The sequence below is a fragment of the Nonomuraea sp. NPDC048916 genome, assembly GCF_040649575.1.
GTDB lineage: Bacteria > Actinomycetota > Actinomycetes > Streptosporangiales > Streptosporangiaceae > Nonomuraea.
Map to the genome: position 1 here is coordinate 163244 of NZ_JBEZFS010000009.1, position 22090 is coordinate 185333.

Genomic DNA, 22090 nt, shown 5'->3' on the forward strand with positions numbered 1-22090 from the left:
GCCGCCCTGGAGGTGCTCGCCGCCTCGGCCGCCTGGCGGGCGCGCCAACTGCTCGTCTCCGGCCGCCCGGCGGGCGGGTCCGGCGTCTCAGCCGAGAGCGCGTCCGAGGAAACGGGCGGCGTTGCCACCGAGGATCGCGGCCCTGGCCTCGTCGTCCAGGAAGTCCGCCCGGCGGACGACCTCCCCGGCGGGACGCTCGCCCAGCGGGTAGGGGTAGTCGCTGCCGGCCATCACCCGCGAAGCGCCCAGCACGTCGACCAGCAGGCGCAGGGCCCGGCTGTCGAACACCACGGAGTCCACGCTGAACCGGTCGAGGTAGTGCGACGGCGGGTGCAGCGAGGTGGCGACGACGTCGCTCCGCCTGTGCCACGCGTTCTCGAGCCGGCCCAGCCACAGGGCGAACGACCCGCCGCCGTGAGCGAAGCAGATGCGCAGTGAGTCCGGCACCCTGTCGAAGACCCCGCCCAGGATCATCGCCAGGATCGACAGGTGGGTCTCCGCCGGCATGCCGGTGAGCCAGCGGGCCATCCAGCGGTCCAGGCGGGGCGACCGGTCCATGTCCCACGGGTGGACGAACACCGGAGCGCCGACCTCGGCGCAGTGTCGCAGGAACGTCACCACGCCGGCGTCGTCCAGGTCGCGGTCGCCCACGTGGTTGCCGATCTCGACGCCGACGTGCCCCGCCGCCAGGCACCGGTCCAGCTCCGCGCAGGCGGCGTCCGGATCCTGGAGCGGCACCTGGCAGAACGGCAGCAGCCGCCGGCCCGCGGGTTCGCAGATCTCGAGCGCGAGGTCGTTGAAGATCCGCGCCACCTTGAGCGCCTCGTCACCGGCGGACTCGTACCCGAAGAACACCGGCGTCGGTGAGACGACCTGGACGTCGATGCCGTCGGCGTCCATGTCCGCCAGCCGCGCATCGGCGTCCCAGCAGTCGGCCCGGATCCGCCGGAACTCCTGCGAGCCCATCATGATGACCGCCTCGCGTTCGGAGTCGACGCGCAACCACGGCCACCCCTCTCCCAGGTCGGGCCACCCCCGGGGGACGTAATGCGTGTGAACGTCCACGATGCCCACGGTTCACCCCCTGCCAAGGGAATCGATCACCGGCGGAATCTCGGTCATGGCGTCTCCCGGGAGTGGGCCGCGCAGGCGATCGCCTGCATCTCGATGAGCAGGTGGGGATGAGGCAGCTGGTGCACGGCGACCGTGGTCCTGGTCGGACCGGTCTCGTCGAAGTGCTCGGCCCAGACCTCGTTGTAACCCGCGAAGTCGTTCATGTTCACCAGGTAGACGGTGACCTGCACGAGGTCGGTGAGCTCCGCCCCGGCGGCCGACAGGATCTCGCGCACGTTCTCGATGACGGCGCGGGTCTGGACGCGGATGTCCAGGTCGGTGGCGCCCATCGCGTCCGCCGACGCGCCCGCGATGCTGTTGTCGGGGCGCCGGCTGCTGGTGCCGGAGACGAAGATGAAATCGCCGGCCCTCTTGACGTGCGGGAACCGCCCGCGCGGGGTCGCCCTGCCCTCGACGGAGAACGCCTCGGCCACGTTCCGTCCCTCCTTCGGTCCGTCGCGATGGTCCGAGGTTAGGCATCTCCCGACATGCCCGTCCAATGCCGAAACGATCGCGGCCTATGCCCGTACGGGCATACCATCGCCGGCATGACGACGGACGGGACCGACAGGACCGACAGGACGGACAAGCTGCTCGACGGGCGGCTCAAGCTGCGGCACCTGACCCTGGTCACCGGCATCGCCGACCAGGGCAGCGTGGTCGGCGCCGCGAAGGCGCTCCACGTCACGCAGCCCGTGGTCACCCGGGGACTGCACGAGGTCGAGGCAATCCTGGGCGTCTCCCTGTTCGACCGCGGCCACCGCGGCGTCACGCCGACCATCTACGGCGAGAGCTTCATCGAACACGCCCGTGCCGTCCTGGCCCAGCTACGCCAGGCGGGCCGGCAGCTCGACCTGCTGGCCCGCGCGGAGCTCGGCCGGGTGCGGGTGGGCACCCACCTGGCCGGGTCCAACCTGCTGCTCCCCCGGGCCATCGCGAGCCTCAAGAGCGAGCATCCGCGGCTGACCGTCATCGTCCGGGAGGCCACGCCCGACCTGCTCCAGACGGCGCTGCTCACCGGCGACACCGACCTGACCATCGGACGGCTGACTCCTTCGCTCCCGCAGGGCCTGGCGCAGGAGCGGCTCTACGCGGAGCCGGTCAGGCTGGTGGCCAGAGCCGGCCATCCGGCGCACGAGCTGCGCGAGCCCACGCTCGGCCAACTGGCCGGCTACCCGTGGATCTTCCCGGTGAGCCAGACCGAGCTGCGCGCGGAGCTGGAGGAGCTGTTCGTCCACGAGGGCCTGCCGATTCCCGCGGACCGCGTCGAGTGCACGTCCATCCTGACCGTGCGACAGCTCCTGCTGACCACGGACATGATCGCGGCCCTGCCCATGCTGATCGCCGAGGACGACGCCCATCTCGGCGTCATCGACACCCCGCTGCCGTCGATCCGGCGCTCGGTCGGCGTCACGTTCCCGGCGGACCGGCCGCTGTCGCCGGCGACCGGCGCGCTCCTCACGCACCTGCGCCAGGAAGCGGCCAGGCTCCGTCCCGGCCTGGCCTGAGGCGCTCTAGTCAGGCACGCGGCCCACGACGCCGAGCAGCCCCGGCAGGTCGAATTACCCCAAAGATGGTCCTTACTGCCGGCCCGGTTCGTCGGCAGAATGACGATTCGCCAGGGGGAAGCAGGAGGAAGAATGCGATACGTGCTCATGCTGTGCGGCGATGCGTCCGCCGGAGGCGTCCAGGACGACACGGCGATCCCCGGGTGCGGAGGCTGGGGCGAGGAAATGCGGAGCCGCGGCGTCCTGGCCGGCTCGACCGGGCTGCGGCCCCCGGCGGACGCCACCACGTTGCGCGTGCGGTCCGGCGAGGTGCCGCTGACCGACGGGCCGTTCGCCGAGACCAAGGACCAGATGGGAGGCTTCAGCGTGATCGACTGCGCGAACCTGGACGAGGCGATCGAGATCGCCGCGAAGCGCCCGTGGGCGAAGGTCGGGAAGATCGAGATCCGGCCGGTCTGGAAGCCGGTGCTGTTCAAGAACGACGCACCAGGGGGCGGAGTAGAGGACACCTAGGCCAGGAGGGTGCTGCTCTGGTCGCCGCGCCTGTGGTCGCGGATGACGACGTAGCCGGGCCCGTCCGCGGCGGTGCAGTCCGGGCCGTGGGCGTCGATGTTGCCGAGGTCTGCGGGAAAGACAGCGCTGGACGGGAGGTTGTGGCCGTCGATTGTGAAGGTGATGCGAGTCCCGCTTCCGGCATGCGGATCGAACCTCTGCACAGTGCTCAGGGGGCGGAGGCCGGTGAGTTCTTGGCTGAAGCCTCGGCCGTCGCTCCACATTTCGACAGTTGTCGTTGCGCAGAGCGTCGCGATCGCTGCCAGGAGCCACCACTCGGGGCCGAGTAGGGAGTCGAAGTAGCCGAGGGGCGGGGAATCTGACCAAGCGTGCTGCTGGTTGATCGTCACGTTGAAGCAGAGGTCGCCGAGGACGGCGATCTCTGTGGCTAAAGAGTGATCTTCTGCGACTCGTGTCGCTGGGTGCAGTGCGTGCCGAGCCGCAGCCGACAGCAACAAGACCGGCAGCCTAGGGTCGTCCAGTCCTACGCCGAAGTACATGCCCGGCCGTTTGAGGACGGCGGCGTCGAACTCGAGCACGGTGATATCGGCCGCGCTGTACCTATGCGCTTCTGGAGGGTCGGGCGGGTGATCAAAGGTCACGGTTGTCCCTGCGGGCGCGGTGCCAGGCCGCCTCGAACTCTTCTCTGCTGATCTCCAGGTCCTTCAGTTCTGGGTCGAAGAGGTCCACGACGGGCGGGTTGAACGGCCAGTCGTCTGGATCGCTCTTGAGGGCGTCTCCGTTCTCAGGCAGCTTCACCTGCCTCAGTCGGCGTCCGTCGGATCCGATCTCCATCAGGTAGGTGGCCGGGTCGACGCCGTCGTCTCCGTCCCAGCGGCGCCGAAGGTAGACGATGGTTCGATCGGCCAGCGCCCCGAAGCCGGGCAGGTGCCGGTGCGCTTGCCGCTTGGCGCGCAGGTCGTCCAGTCCTGCGGGCATGGTCGGCGCGTCGACCTCGACCTCTTCCAAGTCCCATTCTTCTGCTTGTTGGATGAGGTCCGCGGCATCGACTACCTCGATCTCGGCGAACGTCTCGAGGACCTGCCGGGCTGAACGTGCGCGAACCCACCACCATGCGCCGCCCATGCCGTAATCGTGCAGGATCAGAAACCGCTGCTTGGCCTCGGTGTTTTCAACGGTTGTCACGGGCACCGCCTCCTACTCTGCATCGTGCGTTCCTCGCTCCAGCGGAACCAGGCATGGTCGCCCTGGACGTGCAGGAGGAATTCCGGCACAGGACCAGTGGGCGCGATCAGCCTGAGCTGTCGGGCGATCCGCTCATAGAGCGTCTCCCACCGTTCGTACTCCTCCTCGAGATGATCGATCAGCGCCAGTTCTTCCTGGAACAACGGCTCCAGGTCTCTGAACGCTGGCCCCGCTGTAAACCGACCGTGCAGCCACGGCTGATCCGTTCCCACGATCATGATCTCGCCGACGAGCTCGTCCTGGCGCATCAACCGCCAAACCTCACCACCGTCCGCTCTTGGGACTCCCGTCATCATCGAACCACTGTCCCAGAGCGGAGATCAGGTGAAATACGTCAGCCCGCCTATACGCCACGGCCCTATTTGATGTGTCCGTTAGAGGATCCCTCATCGGACGGTTGCCCGCCTACTGGCCGGGATCGTGACCTGCAGCGGGGGCGTCTCACATAGGCAGTCCGCGAATGTGTCCGGTGAAGGGGGCTTAAACGGTGCGATCAGTGGATGGGAGAACTGATCGGCTAGTTGACCGGCTCGCCCGCTCCGTCCCCGACGCCCGCGACATCGGCGACACCCTCACCCGCCGCGGCATCCGGCTGTCGCTCGGCGGAAGCATCTACGAGACGCCGGTCCGCCTGGCGGCGAATCGGCTGTTCCTGCCCCGCTACGCTGGACAGTCGGCTTCACCCCCGACCTGAAGGCCGGAGCACTGCCGACGATCCCGGTAGAAGACGGTACGTGGCCAAGGGCGTTCCCGGCGGATACCGGATCTGGGACACCAGCGCCACCCGCGTCGACCGCGACGGCTCGCTCGTGACCCTGGAACACCAGGACCGCTCCCGGTGGGACCGGGCCGCGATCGCCGAAGGCGTCGAGCTGCTGGAGGAGGCGCCGCGCCTCGGCCGGCCGGGGCCGTACCAGATCCAGGCGGCCATCGCCGCCTGCCACGCCACCGCGGCCGACGCCGCAGCCACCGACTGGCCGCAGATCGTCGCCCTCTACGACCGGCTCGCCGAGCTCGTCCCCTCGCCCGTGGTGCGGCTGAACCGGGCGGTGGCGGTCGGCATGGCCGAGGGGCCCGCCGCGGGGCTGGCGCTGGTGGAACGGCTGTCGGCGGAGCTGCCCGGCTATCACCTGCTGCCCGCCACCCGCGCCGACCTGCTGCGCCGCCTGGGACGCTCGCCGGAGGCGACCGCCGCCTACCGCGAGGCCCTCGCCCTGGCCGGCAACGACGCCGAGCGCCTCTACCTGGAACGCCGCCTGGCCGAAACCGGCGACGTTGGTGTGTCCGTCCTGGCCTCGCCCGTTCGTCGGTCGGGAAACGACCGAGCCGTCGGGAAGCGACCAGGCCGGAGAAACGATTAGGCCGGAGAAACGATTAGGTCGGGAAACGGCTGAGTCGGAAACAACCGGGCCGGAGACGACCGAGAGGAAAAGGAGGCAGACCATGGAGGTCACGCACTCGAAGGACGGCACCGCGATCGCGTTCGACCGCACCGGGTCCGGGCCGGCGCTCGTCTACGTGGCCGGCGCGCTCTGCGACCGCGCGACCGGCGCCGCGCTGGCCGAGCGGCTCGCGCCGCGGTTCACCGTGTTCTGCTACGACCGCAGGGGGCGCGGCGACAGCGGCGACACCCCGCCCTACGCGGTGGAGCGCGAGGTGGAGGACTTGGCGGCCGTCATCGACGCGGCCGGCGGGCGGGCCGCCGTCTACGGCATCTCGTCCGGGGCCGCCCTGGCCCTGGACTCGGCGGCGCAGGGCCTGGCCGTCACCCGCCTCGCCCTCTACGAGCCGCCGTTCAACCCCGACGACGAGGAACTGCGGATCGAGGCCAAGGCGTACGCGGCGCGGCTGGCCGAGGTGCTGGCGGAGGGACGGCGCGCAGCCGCGCTGGAGTTGTTCCTGTCCATCGTCGGCACGCCCGCCGAAGTGATCGGGCAGATGCGGCACGCCCCGATGTGGGCCGCCCTGGAGACACTGGCCCCGACGCTCGCCTACGACTCGGCCGTCATGGGTGACGCGGCCACGGGCGGGGCCGTGCCGGTCGAGCGGGCCGCCACGACGACCGTCCCCACGCTCGTCATGGCGGGCGGCGCCAGTCCGGCGTGGATGCGCGACGTCGCCCGGCTCGTGGCCGGCGCCCTCCCGAGCGGCGAATACCGCGTTCTGGACGGTCAGACCCACGACGTGGCGGCCGACGTCCTGGCCGACGCCCTCATCGACTGGCTCACCTGACCGCACCGCGGAAGGTCAGGCGGAGAGTTCTCCGGGGCGCCCACGAGCGGCGGCTCAGCGTCAGGAGCCGAGGTAGCGCAGGACGGCCAGGACTCGGCGGCTGTAACCGGCGGTGTGGGACAGCGACAGCTTGTCGAACAGCGCGTTGACGTGCTTTTCCACCGCGCTCTGTGACACGTGCAGGGCCTGGGCGATCGAGGCGTTGGTCAGGCCCTGTGCCATCAGCTCCAGCACCTCGCGCTCCCGGCTGGTCAACCGGGTCAGGGGATCAGCGTGGCTGGTGCGGGCCAGGAGCTGCCGCACCACCTCCGGGTCGAACGCCGCGCCCCCGGCGCCTACCCGCTCCAGCGCGTCCAGGAAGTCGCCGACCTGGGCCACCCGGTCCTTGAGCAGATAGCCGACGCCTTCGACGTTGGCGCTCATCAGTTCGGTGGCGTACTTCTTCTCCACGTACTGCGACAGCACCAGTACCTTGACGTCCGGCCGGCGCCGCCTGATCTCCAGTGCGGCGCGCAGGCCCTCGTCGGTGTGTGTGGGCGGCATCCGTACGTCGACCACCACCACATCGGGCTCCTGCGCCGCGACCGCCTCGACCAGCGCCTCGCCGTCGCCGACGGCGGCGAGCACCTCGTGTCCCTCCTCGGCCAGCAGCCGCACCAGACCCTCTCGCAGCAGAGTGGAGTCCTCGGCCAGGATCACCCGCACAGCAGCTCCGCCTCGATCGTGGTGGGCCCGCCGACCGGGCTGGTCACCGTGAAGCGGCCGTCCAGCGCCGCCACCCGCCGTGCCAGCCCCGACAACCCCCCGCCCGCCGTGTCCGCCCCGCCCACACCATCGTCCTCCACGCGCACCACGACCATTCTGCCGTGTTCGCGAACCTCGACCGTGACCGCGCCGGCGCGGGCATGCTTGGCCGCGTTGGTCACCGCCTCGCTGACCACGAAGTACGACACCGTCTCCACCGCCCTCGGCGGGCGCGCGGACAGCTCGCACACGACCTTGACCGGGACTCCGGCACGCTCGGCGACGCCGGCCAGGGCGTCGGCGAGCCCGAGTGAGTCCAGCCCCGACGGGTAGACCCGCCAGGCCACCTCGCGCAGCTCGACCAGCGCCTGCTGCGCCTGCTCGTGCACCTGCGCGAGCAGTTCGGGCCGTCCCCGGCGTGCCCGCCCGGCCAGCATGGACAGCGCTACCAGCCGCTGCTGCAACCCGTCGTGCAGATCCCGCTCGATCCGCCGCCGCTCGGAGTCGACCGCCGCCAGCACACCCGCGCGGCTCTCGGCCAGCTCGGTGATGCGGCGGCGCAGCGCCTCGGTGGGGTCGGGGGCGAGCATGCGCAGCGCCAGCCGCCGTTCCAGCACATGCACGCCCACCAGACCCGACAGATTGAGGAACAGCAGAACGGACCCGGCCAGCGCGGCGTAGCCGAGCAGCGGGGCGGTCGGCGGCATGCCGTCGACCGGCAGCCCCCTTCCCCAGGTCCAGGCCAGCAAGCCGGCCCACCCGAGGCCGTAGAGGAGCAGGGCGCCGATCATGCCTCCGAGCACGCCGACCGGCAGCCTGGCCGCCAGGTAACGCAACTCCTGCCCGTCAGGCCGAGCCGCACCGAGCCCCAGGGCGGCGGGGTCGAGCCGCAGGCGGCGGACCTCGAGTACGGCCAGCCGCCGGGCCGCCTCCCGGACGGCGGTACGTCGGGCGAACGGCAGCGCGGGCAGCAGGAAGACGAGGCCGAGCAGGGCGGTGACGGCTCCTCCGAGCACCGCCCCAAGCAGGAGCGGGCCCTTAGTCAGGGAGCGCATGCCGACCCTTTCGCCGCTCGCTCAGCCTGACCCCCAGGAAGACGAGGATGGCCAGTGTCACGACGGCGATCACCACGTTCGTCCCTACTCCGACGTAGGTCTCCACAATCGACCAGTTCTCTCCAAGGAGGTAACCGGAGAGGACGAAGATCGTGTTCCAGATGAGGCTGCCGGCCGTGGTCAGCGCCGTGAAGACGCCCAGCGGCATGCGTTCCACCCCGGCCGGGATCGAGATGAGGCTGCGGAAGATCGGGATCATACGCCCGAAGAACACCGTCTTGCGTCCGTGCTTGAGAAACCACGCCTCGGTCTTGGCGATGTCGGAGACCTTCAGCAGCGGTATCCGCGCTGCCAGGGCCAGCGTACGCTCGCGGCCGAGCAGCGCGCCCACCCAGTACAGCGCCAGCGCACCGACCACCGAGCCCGCCGTGGTCCAGGCCAGCACGCCCAGCAGGTCCATCTCGCCCCTGGAGGAGGTGAAGCCCGCCAGCGGCAGGATCACCTCGCTCGGGAGCGGGGGGAAGAGGTTCTCCAGCGCGATCGCCAGTCCCGCCCCCGGTGCCCCGAGGCTTTCCATCAGTTCGATCAGCCAATCCGTCATGCCCCAGAAGCTATGAAAGATCAGGATAGTCCCGGAATGAGGCGCATGGCCGTTTCGAGGTGTGGAAAACCACAGGTACCCGTGGGCGGGCGCCTCATTCCGCCGGGCGAACCGCCCCGCCTAGCGTTCCCGGCCATGATCGGAAAGTTCCTGGACGTCCCGCGGCGGGTAATGGCCGGGCTGAGCCTGCCCCGGCGTCTGGCGGCCGCGGTCTCGGCCGTCGTGCCGCTGGTGGCGTCGGCCGCTCTGGCGCAGGGGCTGCGGGAGCTGCTGGTGGCCTGGCGGCCCGCGCCCGTGCGCGCGTCACGGCGGGCCGCCGGGGAGCCGGAGGAGCGTGCCCCTGGAGAGAGCCCGGCCCCCGTCGGCGGGCGGGCCCTCCCGTGCCGGCCGTACCAAGTGGATCCCCACGTACGGCGAGCCTCCGGGACGAACGGAGATCAGGCCAGGTTGAGCTGCCAGGAGACGCCGAAGCGGTCGTTGACCCAGCCGAACTTGGTGCTGAAGCCGTAGGAGTCGAGCGGCATCAGCGGCTCGCCCTTGTCAAGGAGCGCCTCGTAGAGGCGCTCGATCTCCTCTGCGGATTCGCAGTTCACGTAGAGCGAGATCGACGGGGTGAAGCCGAACTCGTGCTTCACGCTGCTGTCGATGGCCATGTGGGGCTGGCCGGCGAGGGTGAACAGGGCGTGCTGCACCGTGCCCTCGGTCCCCGGCCCGTCGGCGCCGTAGCGGGTGATGGACAGGATCTCCGAGTCGTCGAACAGCGACATGTAGAACGTCATCGCCTCTTCGGCGTCGCTGCCCTGGAACATGAGGAAGGTAGTGATCTTCTGCGACATATCGGGATTACTCCTCTTCAGAAGGTTGGGGGATATAGAACGCGATCGTGTTCTCGACCACGGTGGCCACCTGCTCGGGCGGGACGCCGGCCGCCTGGAAGGCCTCGCCCCACGCCTGGCCGCTCGCCGCCATGAACCGGCGGGCCTCGTCGCTGTGCTGCCAGGCGTCCGGGTCGGAGATGGTGCCTCCGGCCAGGTGCAGGCCCAGGCCGAGCACCGTGAGGTCCCAGCCGATGCCGACGGCGCCGGGGCCGTAGTGCGACCACATCTCCGGCGGCACCTGCGCGGTGTGGCGCAGCTCGAAGAGCGTGGCGTCGCCGTCCTCGGCCGTCAGCCGCACCTCGACCTCCGAGAGCCCGGGGGCGTCACCCATGACCCAGGTCACTTTCAGCGCGTGGGGCGGCTCGCAGTGCAGGATCTCGCCACCGGCGTTGCCTTCGAGCTGGAAGTGACCGCCGAGCCGGAGATCGCCGGAGATGGGCAGGAACCAGCGGCCGATCCGCTCGGCGTCCGTGCAGGCGTCCCACACCTCCTCGAGCGCGGCGTCGTAGCGGCGGCGCACCACGATGGTCTTGACCTCCGCTCCGTCGCTCACCTCGCGGCGGGCCCGGGCGATCTCGTTGATGATGTCGATCATGGATTCTCGTTTCTGGACGGGACGTCCCCGCTCCGGCGTTCGCGCTTGCCCCGAGCCAGCTCGGTGGCCAGCGCGTCCAGGCGCTGCTCCCAGAATCCGCGGAATCGCTCCAGCCAGAGGTCGACCTCCTGGAGTGGGGCCGGCTCCACGGCGTACAGCCGCCGCGTGCCCTGGGCGCGCACACTGGCGAACCCGTTGTCGCGCAACACCCGCAGGTGCTGCGACACGGCCGGCTGGGAGATCCCGAACTCGCCCCGGATGACAGTGGTGACCTCGCCGGAGCTGAGCTCGCCGTCGGCGAGCAGCTCCAGGATCCGGCGCCGGATCGGGTCGCCGAGGACGTCGAATGCGTGCACGCGCCGAGTATTTCAGGCACCACTTATATAAGTCAAACCTGGTATGTGGGGGCGCGTTTGACGCCGTCCGCGCCTTCGCGATCTACTGATCCCGTCGCGTGTCGCCGACCAGGAGGACGGCGGCGGCATGGAGGCACCGGACCACGGGATCGCTTCGTGACTCCACACATCATCCGCGCCTGACGCCACGCCGCGCGCGCGGACCCATTCCGGCCCCCGCAGGCCCTGTTCCGCGCGCGCCAACGAGAATCCCCGGCCTGTACGGCCCGCTCAGCGCTGCTTCCCATTCCCCAGTGAAGGAACACATGCCCGCGTCTTTCAACCAGCCTGTCATCGATGAGTTCCGCGCCAACAACGGCAAGGTCGGCGGCCCGTTCGAGGGCTCCGACCTGCTCCTGCTCACCACCACCGGCGCCCGGACCGGCGAGCGCCACACCAGCCCGCTGGGCCGCCTGCCCGACGGCGACCGGATCCTGGTCGTCGCCTCGGCCGGAGGCGCCCCCCGCCACCCGGCCTGGTATCACAACCTGCTGGCCGACCCCCACGTCACCGTCGAGACCGGCGCCGAGACGTACGAAGCGGTCGCGGTGCCGCTGAACGGCGCCGAACGCGACCGGGCCTTCGCCCGCGTGCTGGAGATCGCACCCGGATACGGCGACTACCAGCGGATGACCACGCGGACCATCCCGGTGGTCGCCCTCCATCGCGCCGACCCCGGATCCGGCGCGACCCGCGCCCGCGCGATCGGAGACGAGCTGCGCGAGCTGCACGACGGGTTCCGCCAGGAGCTCGCCGCGCTGCGCGCCTCCGCCGGAGCCCCGCCCGACCCGGCGCGGCGGCTCAGGGAGCACTGCCTGTCGTTCTGCGAGGCCCTCGCCCGCCACCACGGCGGCGAGGAGTATGTCGTCTTCCCGCACCTGCGCGAACGCTTCCCCGAACTGGAGGAGGTCCTGGACCGGCTCCGGAGCGAGCACGTCGTGGTCGACCGGCTGCGCGGCGAGCTCCAGGCGGTGGTCGACGGCGGCGGGCGCCCCGAAGACGTGCGGGCCGAGATCGAACGGCTGGCCGCCGAGCTGGAGGCCCACTTCGCCCACGAGGAGGAACGGCTCGTCCCCCTGCTGAACTCGCTGGCCACCGCCCCCTGGCCGAGCCCGTCGCAGCTGCCCTGATCCCTCACTGGAAGCCGAGCCGGGCGAGCGGCTCGACCAGCTCCCTCTCCTCGTACGACAGGTGCGACAACAGCGTGTCGGTCAGCAGGTCGACGGCGGCCCCCAGAGCCGCTTCGCCCCCGCCGGGGTCGGCGATGAACGCGACGAGGGCCCGGTCGACGCCTTCGAGGACGTCGTGGATGGCGTGGTGCTCGGCCTCCAGGCGGTCGACGACCGGGGCAAGCCGCGGGTCGGCGCGGCGCAGGTACGGGAAGAGGCCCTGGTCCTCGAGCGTGTGGTGCATCGTCACCATCCGGCAGTAGGACTCGCAGTAGGCGCCCATGGTCCAGTTGTTCTGGCGCATGGTCATCGTGTTGATCTGTGAGCGGGCGGCGCCGGGGTCCATCGTCCCGGCGGTCACCTTCTCGACCAGCTGGCGGACCTCCCGCAGCTCCTGGCGCAGGTGGTCGTGCACGTCGACGAGGTGGCGCCCGGTCGCCTGCTCGTGCGCGGTGTAGCGGCGGTCCGGGTCGGGCGCGGGGCCGGACGGGCGGGTGCTCTCGTCCCACACCCGGACGTCGCTGAGCCGGGTGCCGTCGTCCGGGGTCGGCGTGACCCGCAGGGCTTCGGTCCTGAGGGTCGCCCGCACCGGCCGCGGCGCCTCCGCCCGCTCGCTCCCGACGAGTTCGCGCACGGCGGGGACGACCTCGGCGGCGTAGCGGCGGATCATGTCGGGGTCGTCGCTCGCCAGGATGAAGGCGCTGATCCCCTGCCCGAGGGCGAGCTCGGCGAGCTGTTCGGCCCACATGCCCGCGGGCCCGCGCAGGAACCCGGCGCCGCGCTCGGCGAAGACCCCCTGGATGTTGTACAGACGGCGGATGTCGGCGGGCCGGCGTCCGGCGGCGACGGCGGCCTCGTCGATGATCCGGTGCAGGGCGGGCAGCGCGTCGGGGGCGGCGTAGGCGCTGCTGGGCAGCCAGCCGTCGGCCAGGCGGCCGGTCAGGGTGAGCATGCGCCTCTTGTAGGCGCCCAGCCAGATGCGGACGTCGTGGGCGGGCGCCGGGCCGGGGTGCGCGCCCACGACCCGGTGGAATTCGCCGTCGACGCGGACCGGGCTGCTCGTGGTGTCCCATATCGCGCGGATCACCCTGATGCCCTCCTCCAGCGCGCTGACGCCCTGCGCGACGGTCAGGCGCGAGCCGCCGAACGCGGCGATGGCGTCCCAGAAGGCGCCGGCTCCCAGCCCGAGCTCGACCCGGCCGCCGCTGAGGATGTCGAGGCTGGCGACGCTGCGGGCGAGCATCGCGGGCGGGCGCAACGGCAGGTTGGCCACGTTGGGCGAGATCCGCACCGTCGAGGTGCGGGCCGCGATCACCGACAGCGTCGTCCAGGTGTCGAGGAAGCGGGCCTGGTAGGGGTGGTCCTGCGCCGTCACCAGGTCCAGGCCGGTCCGCTCGGTCAGCTGGGCCAGTGCGACCACCCGCTCGGCCTGGTCGGCCGCCGGGGTGAGGAACGTGCCGAACATCAGGTCGTGGCCGTAGTCCGCCATGTCTGTCTTGTCCCTTCGTGTGGGGGTGGCCACCAGGTGAGGGCAACCGCGGCCCGGAGGGGACCGCACCGTGAATGCTATGTGAAACAGACGAATGGTCAAACCGATGGTCTGTTTGGCTGCTTGTCGGGGTAGGGTGAGGGCATGTCCGAGACCTCACACACGAAGCCGGACGCCGTGCCCGACGCCGTGCCCGACGCGCTCGACTGCGACCTCGGCTGGGCCCTCGGAGTCGTCTTCCGCGCCTACATCCGCACCGCCGACGCGCTGGTCAGCGAGTTGCCCGGTGGCGCCCGCGGCTACCAGGTGCTGGCCGCAGCCGCCCAGGAGCTGTCCGGCGGGCAGGGCGCGCTGGCGCAGCGGCTCGGCATCGACAAGACGGTCATGACCTACCTCGTCGACGACCTCGAGCGGGCCGGCCTGGTCGAGCGCCGCCCCGATCCGGCCGACCGCCGCAACAAGCGGGTGCTGGCCACCGCCGAGGGCAGGGCCACCTGGGCGAGCCTGCGCTCCCGGCTCGAACACGCCGAGGAGCACGTCCTCGCCCCGCTGGAGGCGGCCGAGCGACCCCTGTTCCGCGAGCTCCTGCGGAAGCTGGCCGTCCGGGCCCACACCCTCGACCCCGTCGAGAGCGCCTGTGAGCTCGTGGCCGAGCTGGACCGCACCCCGTCACGCCCCCGGCACTCAGCCCGACATTGACCACACCGGGTCCGCGTCAAGATTTTTTTACCGGACGCTCGCGGAAAGCGATTGAGCGCCCGCGGGACGGTGTCTACGGTCGAGAAAGTCCCCGTGTTCCCAAGTCTGGTGGTCTCGTCCATGTCTCGTACCCGTTCCAGCCTCGTCCACCAGGCCGGCTACGCGCTGCGCCACCCCGGCAAGATCGTGCCGCATCTGCGGCGGCTGACCCGTGACACCTGGCTGCGGCTGCGCACCCGCGACCACGTCGCCTACTACCGGGCCGTGATGAAATCCGACGCCGCCCGCAGTCCCGAGGGCGCGGTGGGCTCCCACACCCACAGGCGCTGGCTGGCGCTCGGGCGGATGCAGTTCGACTACCTGCGCGAACACGGTCTCAAGCCGGAGTTCCGGATGCTCGAGATCGGCTGCGGCAACCTGCGCGCCGGCCGGTTGTTCATCGACTACCTCGATCACGGCAACTACTACGGCATCGACATCTCGCCCGACATCCTCATCGCCGCCCAGGACACACTCGTCGAGCACGGCCTGCGCGACAAGCTGCCCCACCTGACCCCGGTGCGCGACCTGCGCTTCGCGTTCCTGCCCGACGACCACTTCGACGTCGTGCACGCCCACAGCGTCTTCTCGCACTCGCCGCCGGAGGTCATCGAGGAGTGCTTCGCCCACGTCGGGCGCGTCCTGCGCGCGGGCGGATGGTTCGACTTCACCTTCGACCGCACCGAGGGCAAGGAACACCAGGTGCTGCGCGAGGACTTCTACTACCGGACCGAGACGCTCGTGGCCATGGCCGACCGGCACGGCCTGGACGCCGTCTTCATGGACGACTGGGAGCGGCTGCCCCACAAGCAGTCGAAGATCCGCGTCACCAAGAGAATGTGATCTGATTTCGCGCCGTTGTCGATTCCGGCCGTGCCCGTGTGTCGTAGATGAGAAGGGGTTCGCTACGACCAAGCATGGAGGCGTACGACATGTCCGAGATATCCGAGCAGTTCGAAGTGCGGTGGGAGGGTGAGCTGCCCGCCACGCCCCGAGAGGTGTGGGACGCGTTCACCGTCCACACCACCGGCTGGTACTGGAAGATCGACTACGAGCCGTGGGCCGGCGGCGCCGAACGCGGCCTCACGAGCGGTGGCACGGTCACCGTCTGGGATCCGCCGGGCCACTTCACCACGCGTTCGGCCGACGGGTCCAACGAGCTCGACTACGTGCTGGAGCCGAGCCCGGGCGGCGCCTTCCTGCGCTACCGGCACCGCGGCACGACGGCCGAGAACCACGAGCAGGAGGTCGACGCTTGCCGGCGGCACACCGCGTTCTACTACCATTCGCTCGGCGAGTATCTGCGCCACTTCTCCGGGCGTGACGCGGCCTACGTGAGCGCCGAGGCGCCGGAGTCGTCCGCCAAGGGCGGCTTCGCGGAGCTGCGCCGGGCGCTGGGCGTGCCGGAGGACGTCGCCATCGGCGACAGGGTGCGGCTGGCGCCGGCCGGGCTGGAGCCGATCGACGGCGTGGTCGACTACCTCACCTCCGCCTTCCTCGGCGTGCGCGGCGACGACGCCCTCTACCGCTTCTACGGCCGCGATGTGTGGGGGTGGCCGGTCGGTGTGGCGCACCACCTGTTCGCCGCGGGCGCCGACGAGGCCGGACTCACCCGGGCCTGGAGCGCCTGGCTGGACGGCGTGTTCGCGAAGGAGGCGGCGTGATGCCCCAGTACGCGGTGCTCATCTTCGAGCGCGAGACGCCCGGCGGCGTGGCCGACCTGCCGCCGGAGATCATGGAGGCCCACGAGCGGCTGCACGGTCGGATCGCCGAGCAGGGCGGGCGCGTCGTCGCGGGGCTGGCGCTGGAGCCGTCCGCCACGGCCACCGCGATCCGGGGCGACCTGATCACGGACGGCCCGTTCATCGAGACCAAGGAGGCGCTGGCCGGCGTCTTCGTGCTGGAGGCGCGCGACCTCGACCACGCGCTGGCGCTGGCCCGGATGACGCCCATCGTCAGCGGCGGCGTCGAGGTCAGGCCGCTGATCGGCTTCGAGACCGTGGCGGGCGACTGAGCCGCGTGAGCCCGGTGGAGCAGGCGGTCGCCGACGCGCACCGTCGCGAGTGGGCCTACGTGCTCGCCGCGACGGTGCGCGTCACGCGCGACCTCGACACCGCCGAGGAGGCGGTGCAGGACGCCTACGTCAGGGCGCTGACCACCTGGACCCGCGACGGGGTGCCCGAGCGGCCCGGCGCGTGGCTGACGACGGTCGCGCGGCGCAACGCCCTCAACTTGACGCGCCGCGACCGGACGCTGCACGCCAAGCTGCCGCTGCTGGTGCAGCCCGAGGACGCCGAGCCGTCCGGGCAGGCCGGGCCGTCCGGGCGGGACGCGATCCCCGACGACCGGCTGCGGCTGATCTTCACCTGCTGCCATCCGGCGCTGGCCGAGGAGGCGCGGGTCGCGCTCACGCTGCGGCTGGTGTGCGGGGTGGCGACGCCGGACATCGCGCGGGCCTTCCTGGTCGGCGAATCGACGATGGCCGCCCGGCTGACCCGGGCCAAGAAGAAGATCGCGGTCGCCCGCATCCCCTACGCCGTGCCCGCTCCCGGCGAGCTCCCCCGGCGCGTCGACTCGGTGCTGACCGTCGTCCACCTGCTCTACGCCACCGGCCACACCGCGTACTCGGGCGAGCGGCTCGTCCGGGACGAGCTCACCGGCCGCGCGCTCGACCTGGCCCAGATGCTGCGCCTGCTGCTGCCGGCCGACCGCGAGACCGCCGGGCTGCTGGCGCTGCTGCTGTCCCACCACGCGCGCCGGGCCACCCGCACCGACGCGCACGGGCGGCTGCTCCGCCTGGAGGAGCAGGACCGCTCCGCGTGGGATCGCGAGCTGATCGCCGAGGCCGACCGGCTCGTGGTGGCCGCGCTCACCGCCGGTCCGCCCGGGCGCTTCACGCTGCAGGCGGCGATCGCCGCCCTGCACGCGCAGGCGCCCACCTACGCCGAGACCGACTGGCCGCAGATCCTCACTCTGTACGGGGAGTTGCTGCGGATCTGGCCGTCGCCCGTCGTCGCGCTCAACCGGGCGGTGGCCCTGGCCATGGTCGACGGGCCCTCGGCCGCGCTGGCCGAGGTCGAGGCGCTGGAGAGCGAGGGCCGCCTGGCCGGATACCGCTACCTGCCCGCGACCAAGGCCGACCTGCTGCACCGGCTCGGCCGCGACGCGGAGGCCGTCCGGGCCTACCGGGAGGCCCTGGCCCTCAGTGACAACGCCGCCGAACAGGAGTTCCTGACCGGCCGCATCAGGTCTGCCGTTCCCGGCCGAGGCGCCGAGCCGGGCTGAGCGGCCGGTGCTCGGCTGAACGGGCGGTGGAGATCGCGAGCTGCGTACGGACATCCGTTTCGTGGCATCATGTCCGGATGATGTGGACGGCTCCCGAGGTGACCCGGGCCGGTGCGTCGCTGGTCGCGCCCGAGCCCGAGATGTTGCGCGGCCTGCTCGACTGGCATCGTTCGACGCTGCTGTACAAGTGCGCCGGGCTCACCGGCGAGCAACTCGCCCTGGCCCCCATCGCGCGGTCCAACCTGTCGCTGCTGGGGCTGATCCGGCACATGTCGAAGGTGGAGCGGATCTGGTTCCGGCAGTTCTTCCGCGGGGAGCCGATCGCCAGGCTGTACTCGACCCCGGAGCGGCCCGACGCCGACTTCGAGGACCTCGACCCGGCTCGGGCCGAGGCCGACTACGCGCGGTTGCTCGAGGAGCAGGAACTGGCCCGTCAGGCCGTGGACGGCGCGTCGCTCGACGCCACGTTCGTCCGGCCCGACGGCGACACGTACTCGCTGCGGCTGGTGTTCAACCACATGATCGCCGAATACGCCCGGCACAACGGGCACGCCGACCTGGTGCGGCAGTGCGTCGACGGTGTGACGGGAGCCTGAATCACCGCGCCCGGTGAGTTCGATCGGTCTCGTGCCGGGCGTTCTCGGCCCGCCATCGGGTCTGCCACCCATATGCGCTGGTGAACGCCATGTAGACGGCGCCTGAGCCACCGCGTCGCAGCGGCGCGCAATGCGGGGTGCCCCGCATGGACAAAAGCCACCACCAGCGGTGAGGCTGGAGACATGACCGCACCAGCGAACAGGCGCACGAGGCTTGGGGCCCGCGCGAGCCGGCTCGCGCGCACGCCTGCCTCGGCCTTGTTCTGGCGGATCGTGGTGATGAACGGCCTGCTGTTCACCGTGGGGCTGACCGTGCTGGCGCTGTCGCCGGCGACGGTCTCCTCCCCGGTGCTGCTCACCGAGGTGCCGATCCTGGTCATCGGACTGGCCCTGATGCTCATGGCCAACGCGTTCGTGCTGCGCAACAGCCTCGCCCCGCTCGGCGCGCTCACCACCCTGATGGAGCGGGTCGACCTGCTGCGCCACAGCGACCGGATAGCACACAACGGCAACGGCGACCTGACCACCCTCATCGCCACGTTCAACTCCATGCTGGACCGGCTGGAGGCCGAACGCAGCGCCAGCACCGCCCACACCCTGGCCGCGCAGGAGGCCGAACGCCAGCGCATCGCCCGCGAACTGCACGACGAGATCGGCCAGAGCCTCACCGTCGTCCTGCTCGGCCTCAAGCGCGCCGTCGACCGAGCCCCTGACGACCTGCGCGAGGAGTTGCACACCGTGCAGGAGACGGTCCGCACCAGCCTCGACGAGGTGCGCCAGGTCGCCCGGAGGCTGCGGCCCGGCGTGCTGGAGGACCTCGGACTGCTCAGCGCCATGAGCGCCCTGGCCAGTGACTTCTCCCAGATGAGCGGCGTGCCGGTGGCTCGCGTGTTCGACCCGCGGCTGCCCGAGGTGAGCGGCGAGGTCGAGCTGGTGATCTACCGCATCGCGCAGGAGGGCCTGACCAACATCGCCCGCCACGCCCACGCCTCTCAGGTGGAGCTGTCGCTCAGCGCCGAGGACGGCGACGTGGTGCTGCGCATCACCGACGACGGCGACGGCGGGCCGATCCGCGAGGGCGCCGGCGTCCGCGGCATGCGCGAGCGGGCCATGCTCATCGGTGCCCACCTGACCGTAGAGGAAGCGCCGGGTGGCGGGCTCCAGGTTCGCCTGGCCGTACCGGTCACGAAGGAGCGAGAGTGAGCGAGACGAGCGTGGGCGAGATGAGCGTGGGCGAGAAGAGAGTGAGCACGGAGCGGCAGCAGACCCGGATCCTGCTCGCCGATGATCACGCGCTGGTCCGTCACGGGCTGCGGCTGATCCTCGACGCCGAGCCCGACCTGACGGTGGTGGCCGAGGCGGGAGACGGGGCCGAGGCCATCGAGATCGCCACCCGCTCCGGCATCGAGGTCGATCTGGCCATCCTCGACATCGCCATGCCGCGCCTGACCGGCATCCAGGCGGCCCGCGAGATCTCCCGGCGGGCGCCCGGCATCCGGCTGCTCATGCTGTCGATGTACGACAACGAGCAGTACTTCTTCGAGTCGCTGAAGGCGGGCGCCTCCGGCTACGTGCTGAAGTCGGTCGCCGACCGTGACCTGCTGGAGGCGTGCCGGGCCGCGATGCGCGGCGAGCCGTTCCTCTACCCGGGGGCGATCACCGCCCTCATCCGCGACTACCTGCAACGCCATCAGCAGGGCGAGAGTGTCCCGGACAGCCTGCTGACCCCGCGCGAGGAGGAGATCGTCAAGCTCATCGCCGAAGGGCACTCCTCCAAAGAGATCGCCGACCTCCTGGTGATCAGCGTCAAGACCGTCGACCGGCACCGGGCCAACGTGCTCGGCAAGCTCGGCCTGCGCGACCGCCTCGAACTGACCCGGCACGCCATCCGGGCCGGCCTGGTCGAACCCTGACGCCGTTCAGCCCTTCAGCCGAGCAGCCGAGCAGCCGAGCAGCCGCTCCGGCGCGTCGTCCGGCCGGCTACCCCGCAGGGCGGTCCGTGAGGGGGCGGCGCCGGCGCGCGGGGTCGGTCAGGGCCGGCGGGCGCCAGGCGCCGTCCGGATTGTAAAGGTTGGACCCGGGCGGCACGATCTCGTCGATCCGGTCGAGGGACGCGTCGTCCAGGGTGAGCGACGCGCCCTTCAGGAGGTCCTCCAACTGCTCCATGGTCCGCGGCCCGATGATCACCGAGGTGACCGCCGGATGCGCGGCGGCGAAGGCCACCGCCAGCTCAGGCAGCGTGCACCCGATCTCCGTCGCCAGCTCGACGAGCTCCTCGACGGCCTCCAGCTTGGCCACGTTCGCCGGGATCGAGGGATCGAAGCGCCCCGGGGTGAGCGCGGCACGGCCGGTCGTCAGGTCGGCGGGCCGGCCCCGGCGGAATCGGCCGGACAGGAACCCCGAGGCGAGCGGTCCCCAGGTCAGCACCCCCATCCCGAGGCGCTCGCAGACTGGCAGCACGGAGGACTCGATTCCCCGCGCGAGCAGTGAGTAGGGCGGCTGCTCGGTCCTGAAGCGCCGCAGGCCGCGCCGCTCGGCGACGTGGTGCGCCTCCACGATGTCCTCGGCCGGGAAGGTCGAGCAGCCGAAGGCGCGGATCTTCCCCTGGGTGACGAGATCGCCCAGCACCGACAGTGTCTCCTCGATGTCGGTCGACTCGTCGGGGCGGTGGATCTGGTAGAGGTCGATCCAGTCGGTCCGCAACCGCCGCAGGCTCTCCTCGACCTCCCTGAGGATCCAGCGCCGCGAGTTGCCGCCCCGGTTGCGGCCCTCCCCCATCGGGAAGTGCACCTTGGTGGCGAGCACCACGTCGTCACGGCGCCCCTTGAGGGCCTTGCCGACGATCTCCTCCGACTCGCCGGCGGAGTACATGTCGGCGGTGTCGACGAAGTTGACGCCCTGGTCGAGGGCCGCATGGATGATGCGGGCGCAGTCGTCGTGGTCGGGGTTGCCGACGGCGCCGAACATCATGGTGCCCAGACAGTGGACGCTCACCTCGATGCCGGTGCGGCCGAGGACGCGGTAGCGCATGGTCATGCACGGCACCCTAGGTGCTGGAGCCGACTCCAGGTCAAGCCGAGTACGGTCCTCGCCCGCCGGCGCCCGGTGCCGTTCCGCCCACCGGCTGATCGCCGCGGCGATTCAGATGGTCACCAGGCCATGCCGGTGGTGGCGGGCCGCCCGCCTGCGGGTGCGCCCGGGGTTGCGCGGACTTCGTGGTGCACGGACACGGGTGGCTCTTTCAGGAGTAGAGGCGGAGGCCGGCGTAGGCGGGGCGCCACTCGTCGTGGTAGGCGGCCACCAGCGGGGGCGGCATCCGGTCGAGGATGAGCGCGGCCGCGCGGGGGTCGGCGTCGTCGAGCAGCCATGGCAGGTAGCGGGTCAGGTTGCCGCCGATCCGGTCGCGGTGCACCTCGCCGAAGCGCTGCCACTGCGGGCCGGTCAGGGTGGCGTCGATCAGCGCGAGGCCCTCGGCCTCCTCGTGGCGCAGGTGGTCACCCAGGCCGGTGGCCAGGGCGTCGACCAGTCCGCCGAGCCGGTCGGCGCCGTGGTCGCGGTCGGCCAGCGCGGCGTCGACGCCGGCCAGCAGGGGGTCGATGGCGGCGTGCTCGGCCTCCATGGCGTCCAGCAGGGCGAGGTCGGCGGGGCGGTCGGCCAGCTCGCGCCGCATGACGGGCCACAGCGCGATGTCCTCGGACGTGTGGTGGACCTGCAGGAAGGTCTTGAACAGCTCCCAGCCGGCGGCGGTCCGCAGCACCCGCCGGGGGTCGTCGCCGGTCCGGGCGGCGACCCGGGCGATGCGCTCCAGCTCGCGCCGGAGGGCGTCGTGCATCGCGAACATCATCGTCATGTCGAGTGTGAAGGTCATGGCTTGTCTCCCTAGAGGGTGAAGGCGACGTCAATCACGCTAACCATCCACCTAATAACTGTCAAC

At 71.2% G+C, this 22090-nt stretch carries 28 protein-coding genes; 14 read left to right on the top strand and 14 right to left on the bottom strand.

Going from position 1 to position 22090, the window contains the following annotated elements:
- Window positions 1-87: 87 nt before the first annotated feature.
- Window positions 88-1065: an amidohydrolase family protein gene (locus AB0C16_RS11595; RefSeq protein WP_357681531.1), complete on the bottom strand. Its 978-nt coding sequence runs from the start codon at window positions 1063-1065 to the stop codon at window positions 88-90.
- Window positions 1066-1118: 53 nt separating this feature from the next.
- The gene (locus tag AB0C16_RS11600; RefSeq protein WP_357681533.1) at window positions 1119-1547 is read right to left on the bottom strand and encodes a RidA family protein; all 429 of its coding nucleotides are present in this window, start codon (window positions 1545-1547) and stop codon (window positions 1119-1121) included.
- A 114-nt stretch (window positions 1548-1661) separates the two neighbouring features.
- On the opposite strand from AB0C16_RS11600, the gene AB0C16_RS11605 reads away from it, so the two are divergent.
- Window positions 1662-2621 (top strand): LysR substrate-binding domain-containing protein, encoded by a 960-nt coding sequence (locus AB0C16_RS11605; RefSeq protein WP_357681535.1) that lies wholly within the window; start codon window positions 1662-1664, stop codon window positions 2619-2621.
- Window positions 2622-2753: 132 nt separating this feature from the next.
- The gene (locus tag AB0C16_RS11610; RefSeq protein ID WP_357681537.1) at window positions 2754-3134 is read left to right on the top strand and encodes a YciI family protein; all 381 of its coding nucleotides are present in this window, start codon (window positions 2754-2756) and stop codon (window positions 3132-3134) included.
- Here AB0C16_RS11610 and AB0C16_RS11615 read toward each other — a convergent pair.
- From AB0C16_RS11615 to AB0C16_RS11625, 3 genes are read right to left on the bottom strand one after another with little or no spacing between them, the layout of a single operon-like run.
- Entirely contained in the window at window positions 3131-3775 is a 645-nt protein-coding gene (locus tag AB0C16_RS11615) for a hypothetical protein (RefSeq protein ID WP_357681538.1), read from the bottom strand. The genes AB0C16_RS11610 and AB0C16_RS11615 overlap by 4 nt on opposite strands.
- Window positions 3765-4325, bottom strand: a complete 561-nt coding sequence (locus tag AB0C16_RS11620; protein WP_357681540.1) for a hypothetical protein — start codon at window positions 4323-4325, stop codon at window positions 3765-3767. Before AB0C16_RS11620 ends, AB0C16_RS11615 begins: the two co-directional genes overlap by 11 nt.
- On the bottom strand, window positions 4316-4627 hold the full coding sequence (locus tag AB0C16_RS11625; protein ID WP_357681542.1) for a hypothetical protein: 312 nt from the start codon (window positions 4625-4627) through the stop codon (window positions 4316-4318). The genes AB0C16_RS11620 and AB0C16_RS11625 overlap by 10 nt, the downstream gene beginning before the upstream one ends.
- A 248-nt stretch (window positions 4628-4875) precedes the next feature.
- Here AB0C16_RS11625 and AB0C16_RS11630 point away from each other — a divergent pair, with 248 nt between their 5' ends.
- The 3 genes from AB0C16_RS11630 to AB0C16_RS11640 all read left to right on the top strand — a co-directional run bounded on the left by AB0C16_RS11630 (window position 4876) and on the right by AB0C16_RS11640 (window position 6611).
- Window positions 4876-5073, top strand: a complete 198-nt coding sequence (locus tag AB0C16_RS11630; RefSeq protein WP_357681544.1) for a hypothetical protein — start codon at window positions 4876-4878, stop codon at window positions 5071-5073.
- 40 nt (window positions 5074-5113) lie between these two features.
- Window positions 5114-5740, top strand: coding sequence for a DUF6596 domain-containing protein (locus tag AB0C16_RS11635; RefSeq protein WP_357681546.1), 627 nt, complete (start codon window positions 5114-5116; stop codon window positions 5738-5740).
- A gap of 82 nt (window positions 5741-5822) precedes the next feature.
- A complete protein-coding gene (locus tag AB0C16_RS11640; protein ID WP_357681548.1) occupies window positions 5823-6611 on the top strand; it encodes an alpha/beta hydrolase in 789 nt (262 codons plus the stop codon).
- A 60-nt stretch (window positions 6612-6671) separates the two neighbouring features.
- Here the strand turns inward: AB0C16_RS11640 and AB0C16_RS11645 are convergent, their stop codons facing one another.
- From AB0C16_RS11645 to AB0C16_RS11670, 6 genes are all read right to left on the bottom strand, one after another.
- The gene (locus tag AB0C16_RS11645; RefSeq protein ID WP_357681550.1) at window positions 6672-7316 is read right to left on the bottom strand and encodes a response regulator transcription factor; all 645 of its coding nucleotides are present in this window, start codon (window positions 7314-7316) and stop codon (window positions 6672-6674) included.
- A complete protein-coding gene (locus AB0C16_RS11650; protein WP_357681552.1) occupies window positions 7307-8410 on the bottom strand; it encodes a histidine kinase in 1104 nt (367 codons plus the stop codon). Before AB0C16_RS11650 ends, AB0C16_RS11645 begins: the two co-directional genes overlap by 10 nt.
- Window positions 8394-9011: a DedA family protein gene (locus AB0C16_RS11655; protein ID WP_357681554.1), complete on the bottom strand. Its 618-nt coding sequence runs from the start codon at window positions 9009-9011 to the stop codon at window positions 8394-8396. The genes AB0C16_RS11650 and AB0C16_RS11655 overlap by 17 nt, the downstream gene beginning before the upstream one ends.
- Window positions 9012-9448: 437 nt before the next feature.
- Window positions 9449-9847: a VOC family protein gene (locus tag AB0C16_RS11660; RefSeq protein ID WP_357681556.1), complete on the bottom strand. Its 399-nt coding sequence runs from the start codon at window positions 9845-9847 to the stop codon at window positions 9449-9451.
- A 7-nt stretch (window positions 9848-9854) separates the two neighbouring features.
- The gene (locus AB0C16_RS11665) at window positions 9855-10484 is read right to left on the bottom strand and encodes an SRPBCC family protein (RefSeq protein WP_357681558.1); all 630 of its coding nucleotides are present in this window, start codon (window positions 10482-10484) and stop codon (window positions 9855-9857) included.
- Window positions 10481-10840, bottom strand: coding sequence for a metalloregulator ArsR/SmtB family transcription factor (locus tag AB0C16_RS11670; protein ID WP_357681560.1), 360 nt, complete (start codon window positions 10838-10840; stop codon window positions 10481-10483). The genes AB0C16_RS11665 and AB0C16_RS11670 overlap by 4 nt, the downstream gene beginning before the upstream one ends.
- A 305-nt stretch (window positions 10841-11145) precedes the next feature.
- Between AB0C16_RS11670 and AB0C16_RS11675 the strand changes: the two genes are divergently transcribed.
- Window positions 11146-12009, top strand: a complete 864-nt coding sequence (locus tag AB0C16_RS11675) for a nitroreductase/quinone reductase family protein (RefSeq protein ID WP_357681562.1) — start codon at window positions 11146-11148, stop codon at window positions 12007-12009.
- Between the two features lie 4 nt (window positions 12010-12013).
- On the opposite strand, the gene AB0C16_RS11680 is transcribed toward AB0C16_RS11675, so the two are convergent.
- Window positions 12014-13537 carry an LLM class flavin-dependent oxidoreductase gene (locus AB0C16_RS11680; RefSeq protein ID WP_357681564.1) on the bottom strand — a complete coding sequence of 508 codons (1524 nt, stop codon included), beginning with the start codon at window positions 13535-13537 and terminating at the stop codon, window positions 12014-12016.
- 144 nt (window positions 13538-13681) lie between these two features.
- On the opposite strand from AB0C16_RS11680, the gene AB0C16_RS11685 reads away from it, so the two are divergent.
- The 8 genes from AB0C16_RS11685 to AB0C16_RS11720 all read left to right on the top strand — a co-directional run bounded on the left by AB0C16_RS11685 (window position 13682) and on the right by AB0C16_RS11720 (window position 20069).
- The gene (locus tag AB0C16_RS11685) at window positions 13682-14236 is read left to right on the top strand and encodes a MarR family winged helix-turn-helix transcriptional regulator (protein WP_357681566.1); all 555 of its coding nucleotides are present in this window, start codon (window positions 13682-13684) and stop codon (window positions 14234-14236) included.
- A 120-nt stretch (window positions 14237-14356) separates the two neighbouring features.
- Entirely contained in the window at window positions 14357-15118 is a 762-nt protein-coding gene (locus AB0C16_RS11690; RefSeq protein WP_357681568.1) for a class I SAM-dependent methyltransferase, read from the top strand.
- A gap of 89 nt (window positions 15119-15207) precedes the next feature.
- On the top strand, window positions 15208-15939 hold the full coding sequence (locus AB0C16_RS11695) for an SRPBCC domain-containing protein (protein ID WP_357681570.1): 732 nt from the start codon (window positions 15208-15210) through the stop codon (window positions 15937-15939).
- A complete protein-coding gene (locus AB0C16_RS11700; protein WP_357681643.1) occupies window positions 15939-16289 on the top strand; it encodes a YciI family protein in 351 nt (116 codons plus the stop codon). Before AB0C16_RS11695 ends, AB0C16_RS11700 begins: the two co-directional genes overlap by 1 nt.
- A 5-nt stretch (window positions 16290-16294) precedes the next feature.
- The gene (locus tag AB0C16_RS11705; RefSeq protein ID WP_357681572.1) at window positions 16295-17560 is read left to right on the top strand and encodes a DUF6596 domain-containing protein; all 1266 of its coding nucleotides are present in this window, start codon (window positions 16295-16297) and stop codon (window positions 17558-17560) included.
- A 77-nt stretch (window positions 17561-17637) separates the two neighbouring features.
- A complete protein-coding gene (locus AB0C16_RS11710) occupies window positions 17638-18156 on the top strand; it encodes a DinB family protein (RefSeq protein WP_357681573.1) in 519 nt (172 codons plus the stop codon).
- Window positions 18157-18339: 183 nt separating this feature from the next.
- On the top strand, window positions 18340-19359 hold the full coding sequence (locus AB0C16_RS11715; protein WP_357681575.1) for a histidine kinase: 1020 nt from the start codon (window positions 18340-18342) through the stop codon (window positions 19357-19359).
- 20 nt (window positions 19360-19379) lie between these two features.
- Window positions 19380-20069 (top strand): response regulator transcription factor, encoded by a 690-nt coding sequence (locus tag AB0C16_RS11720; protein ID WP_357681644.1) that lies wholly within the window; start codon window positions 19380-19382, stop codon window positions 20067-20069.
- Window positions 20070-20136: 67 nt separating this feature from the next.
- Here AB0C16_RS11720 and AB0C16_RS11725 read toward each other — a convergent pair whose 3' ends face one another.
- Together AB0C16_RS11725 and AB0C16_RS11730 are read right to left on the bottom strand one after the other, a co-directional pair.
- A complete protein-coding gene (locus AB0C16_RS11725; protein WP_357681577.1) occupies window positions 20137-21192 on the bottom strand; it encodes an aldo/keto reductase in 1056 nt (351 codons plus the stop codon).
- 205 nt (window positions 21193-21397) lie between these two features.
- On the bottom strand, window positions 21398-22024 hold the full coding sequence (locus AB0C16_RS11730) for a hemerythrin domain-containing protein (RefSeq protein WP_357681579.1): 627 nt from the start codon (window positions 22022-22024) through the stop codon (window positions 21398-21400).
- Window positions 22025-22090 lie beyond the last annotated feature (66 nt).

Bases quoted from the DNA above. Each gene is read 5' to 3' on its own strand.
- AB0C16_RS11715 (WP_357681575.1), top strand. From the start codon at position 18,340: ATGACCGCACCAGCGAACAGGCGCACGAGGCTTGGGGCCCGCGCGAGC.
- AB0C16_RS11695 (WP_357681570.1), top strand. From the start codon at position 15,208: ATGTCCGAGATATCCGAGCAGTTCGAAGTGCGGTGGGAGGGTGAGCTG.
- AB0C16_RS11660 (WP_357681556.1), bottom strand. From the start codon at position 9,847: ATGTCGCAGAAGATCACTACCTTCCTCATGTTCCAGGGCAGCGACGCC.
- AB0C16_RS11725 (WP_357681577.1), bottom strand. From the start codon at position 21,192: ATGACCATGCGCTACCGCGTCCTCGGCCGCACCGGCATCGAGGTGAGC.
- AB0C16_RS11690 (WP_357681568.1), top strand. From the start codon at position 14,357: ATGTCTCGTACCCGTTCCAGCCTCGTCCACCAGGCCGGCTACGCGCTG.
- AB0C16_RS11640 (WP_357681548.1), top strand. From the start codon at position 5,823: ATGGAGGTCACGCACTCGAAGGACGGCACCGCGATCGCGTTCGACCGC.
- AB0C16_RS11605 (WP_357681535.1), top strand. From the start codon at position 1,662: ATGACGACGGACGGGACCGACAGGACCGACAGGACGGACAAGCTGCTC.
- AB0C16_RS11625 (WP_357681542.1), bottom strand. From the start codon at position 4,627: ATGCGCCAGGACGAGCTCGTCGGCGAGATCATGATCGTGGGAACGGAT.
- AB0C16_RS11710 (WP_357681573.1), top strand. From the start codon at position 17,638: ATGATGTGGACGGCTCCCGAGGTGACCCGGGCCGGTGCGTCGCTGGTC.
- AB0C16_RS11730 (WP_357681579.1), bottom strand. From the start codon at position 22,024: ATGACCTTCACACTCGACATGACGATGATGTTCGCGATGCACGACGCC.
- AB0C16_RS11655 (WP_357681554.1), bottom strand. From the start codon at position 9,011: ATGACGGATTGGCTGATCGAACTGATGGAAAGCCTCGGGGCACCGGGG.
- AB0C16_RS11610 (WP_357681537.1), top strand. From the start codon at position 2,754: ATGCGATACGTGCTCATGCTGTGCGGCGATGCGTCCGCCGGAGGCGTC.
- AB0C16_RS11680 (WP_357681564.1), bottom strand. From the start codon at position 13,537: ATGGCGGACTACGGCCACGACCTGATGTTCGGCACGTTCCTCACCCCG.
- AB0C16_RS11685 (WP_357681566.1), top strand. From the start codon at position 13,682: ATGTCCGAGACCTCACACACGAAGCCGGACGCCGTGCCCGACGCCGTG.
- AB0C16_RS11675 (WP_357681562.1), top strand. From the start codon at position 11,146: ATGCCCGCGTCTTTCAACCAGCCTGTCATCGATGAGTTCCGCGCCAAC.
- AB0C16_RS11700 (WP_357681643.1), top strand. From the start codon at position 15,939: ATGCCCCAGTACGCGGTGCTCATCTTCGAGCGCGAGACGCCCGGCGGC.
- AB0C16_RS11665 (WP_357681558.1), bottom strand. From the start codon at position 10,484: ATGATCGACATCATCAACGAGATCGCCCGGGCCCGCCGCGAGGTGAGC.
- AB0C16_RS11650 (WP_357681552.1), bottom strand. From the start codon at position 8,410: ATGCGCTCCCTGACTAAGGGCCCGCTCCTGCTTGGGGCGGTGCTCGGA.
- AB0C16_RS11720 (WP_357681644.1), top strand. From the start codon at position 19,380: ATGAGCGTGGGCGAGAAGAGAGTGAGCACGGAGCGGCAGCAGACCCGG.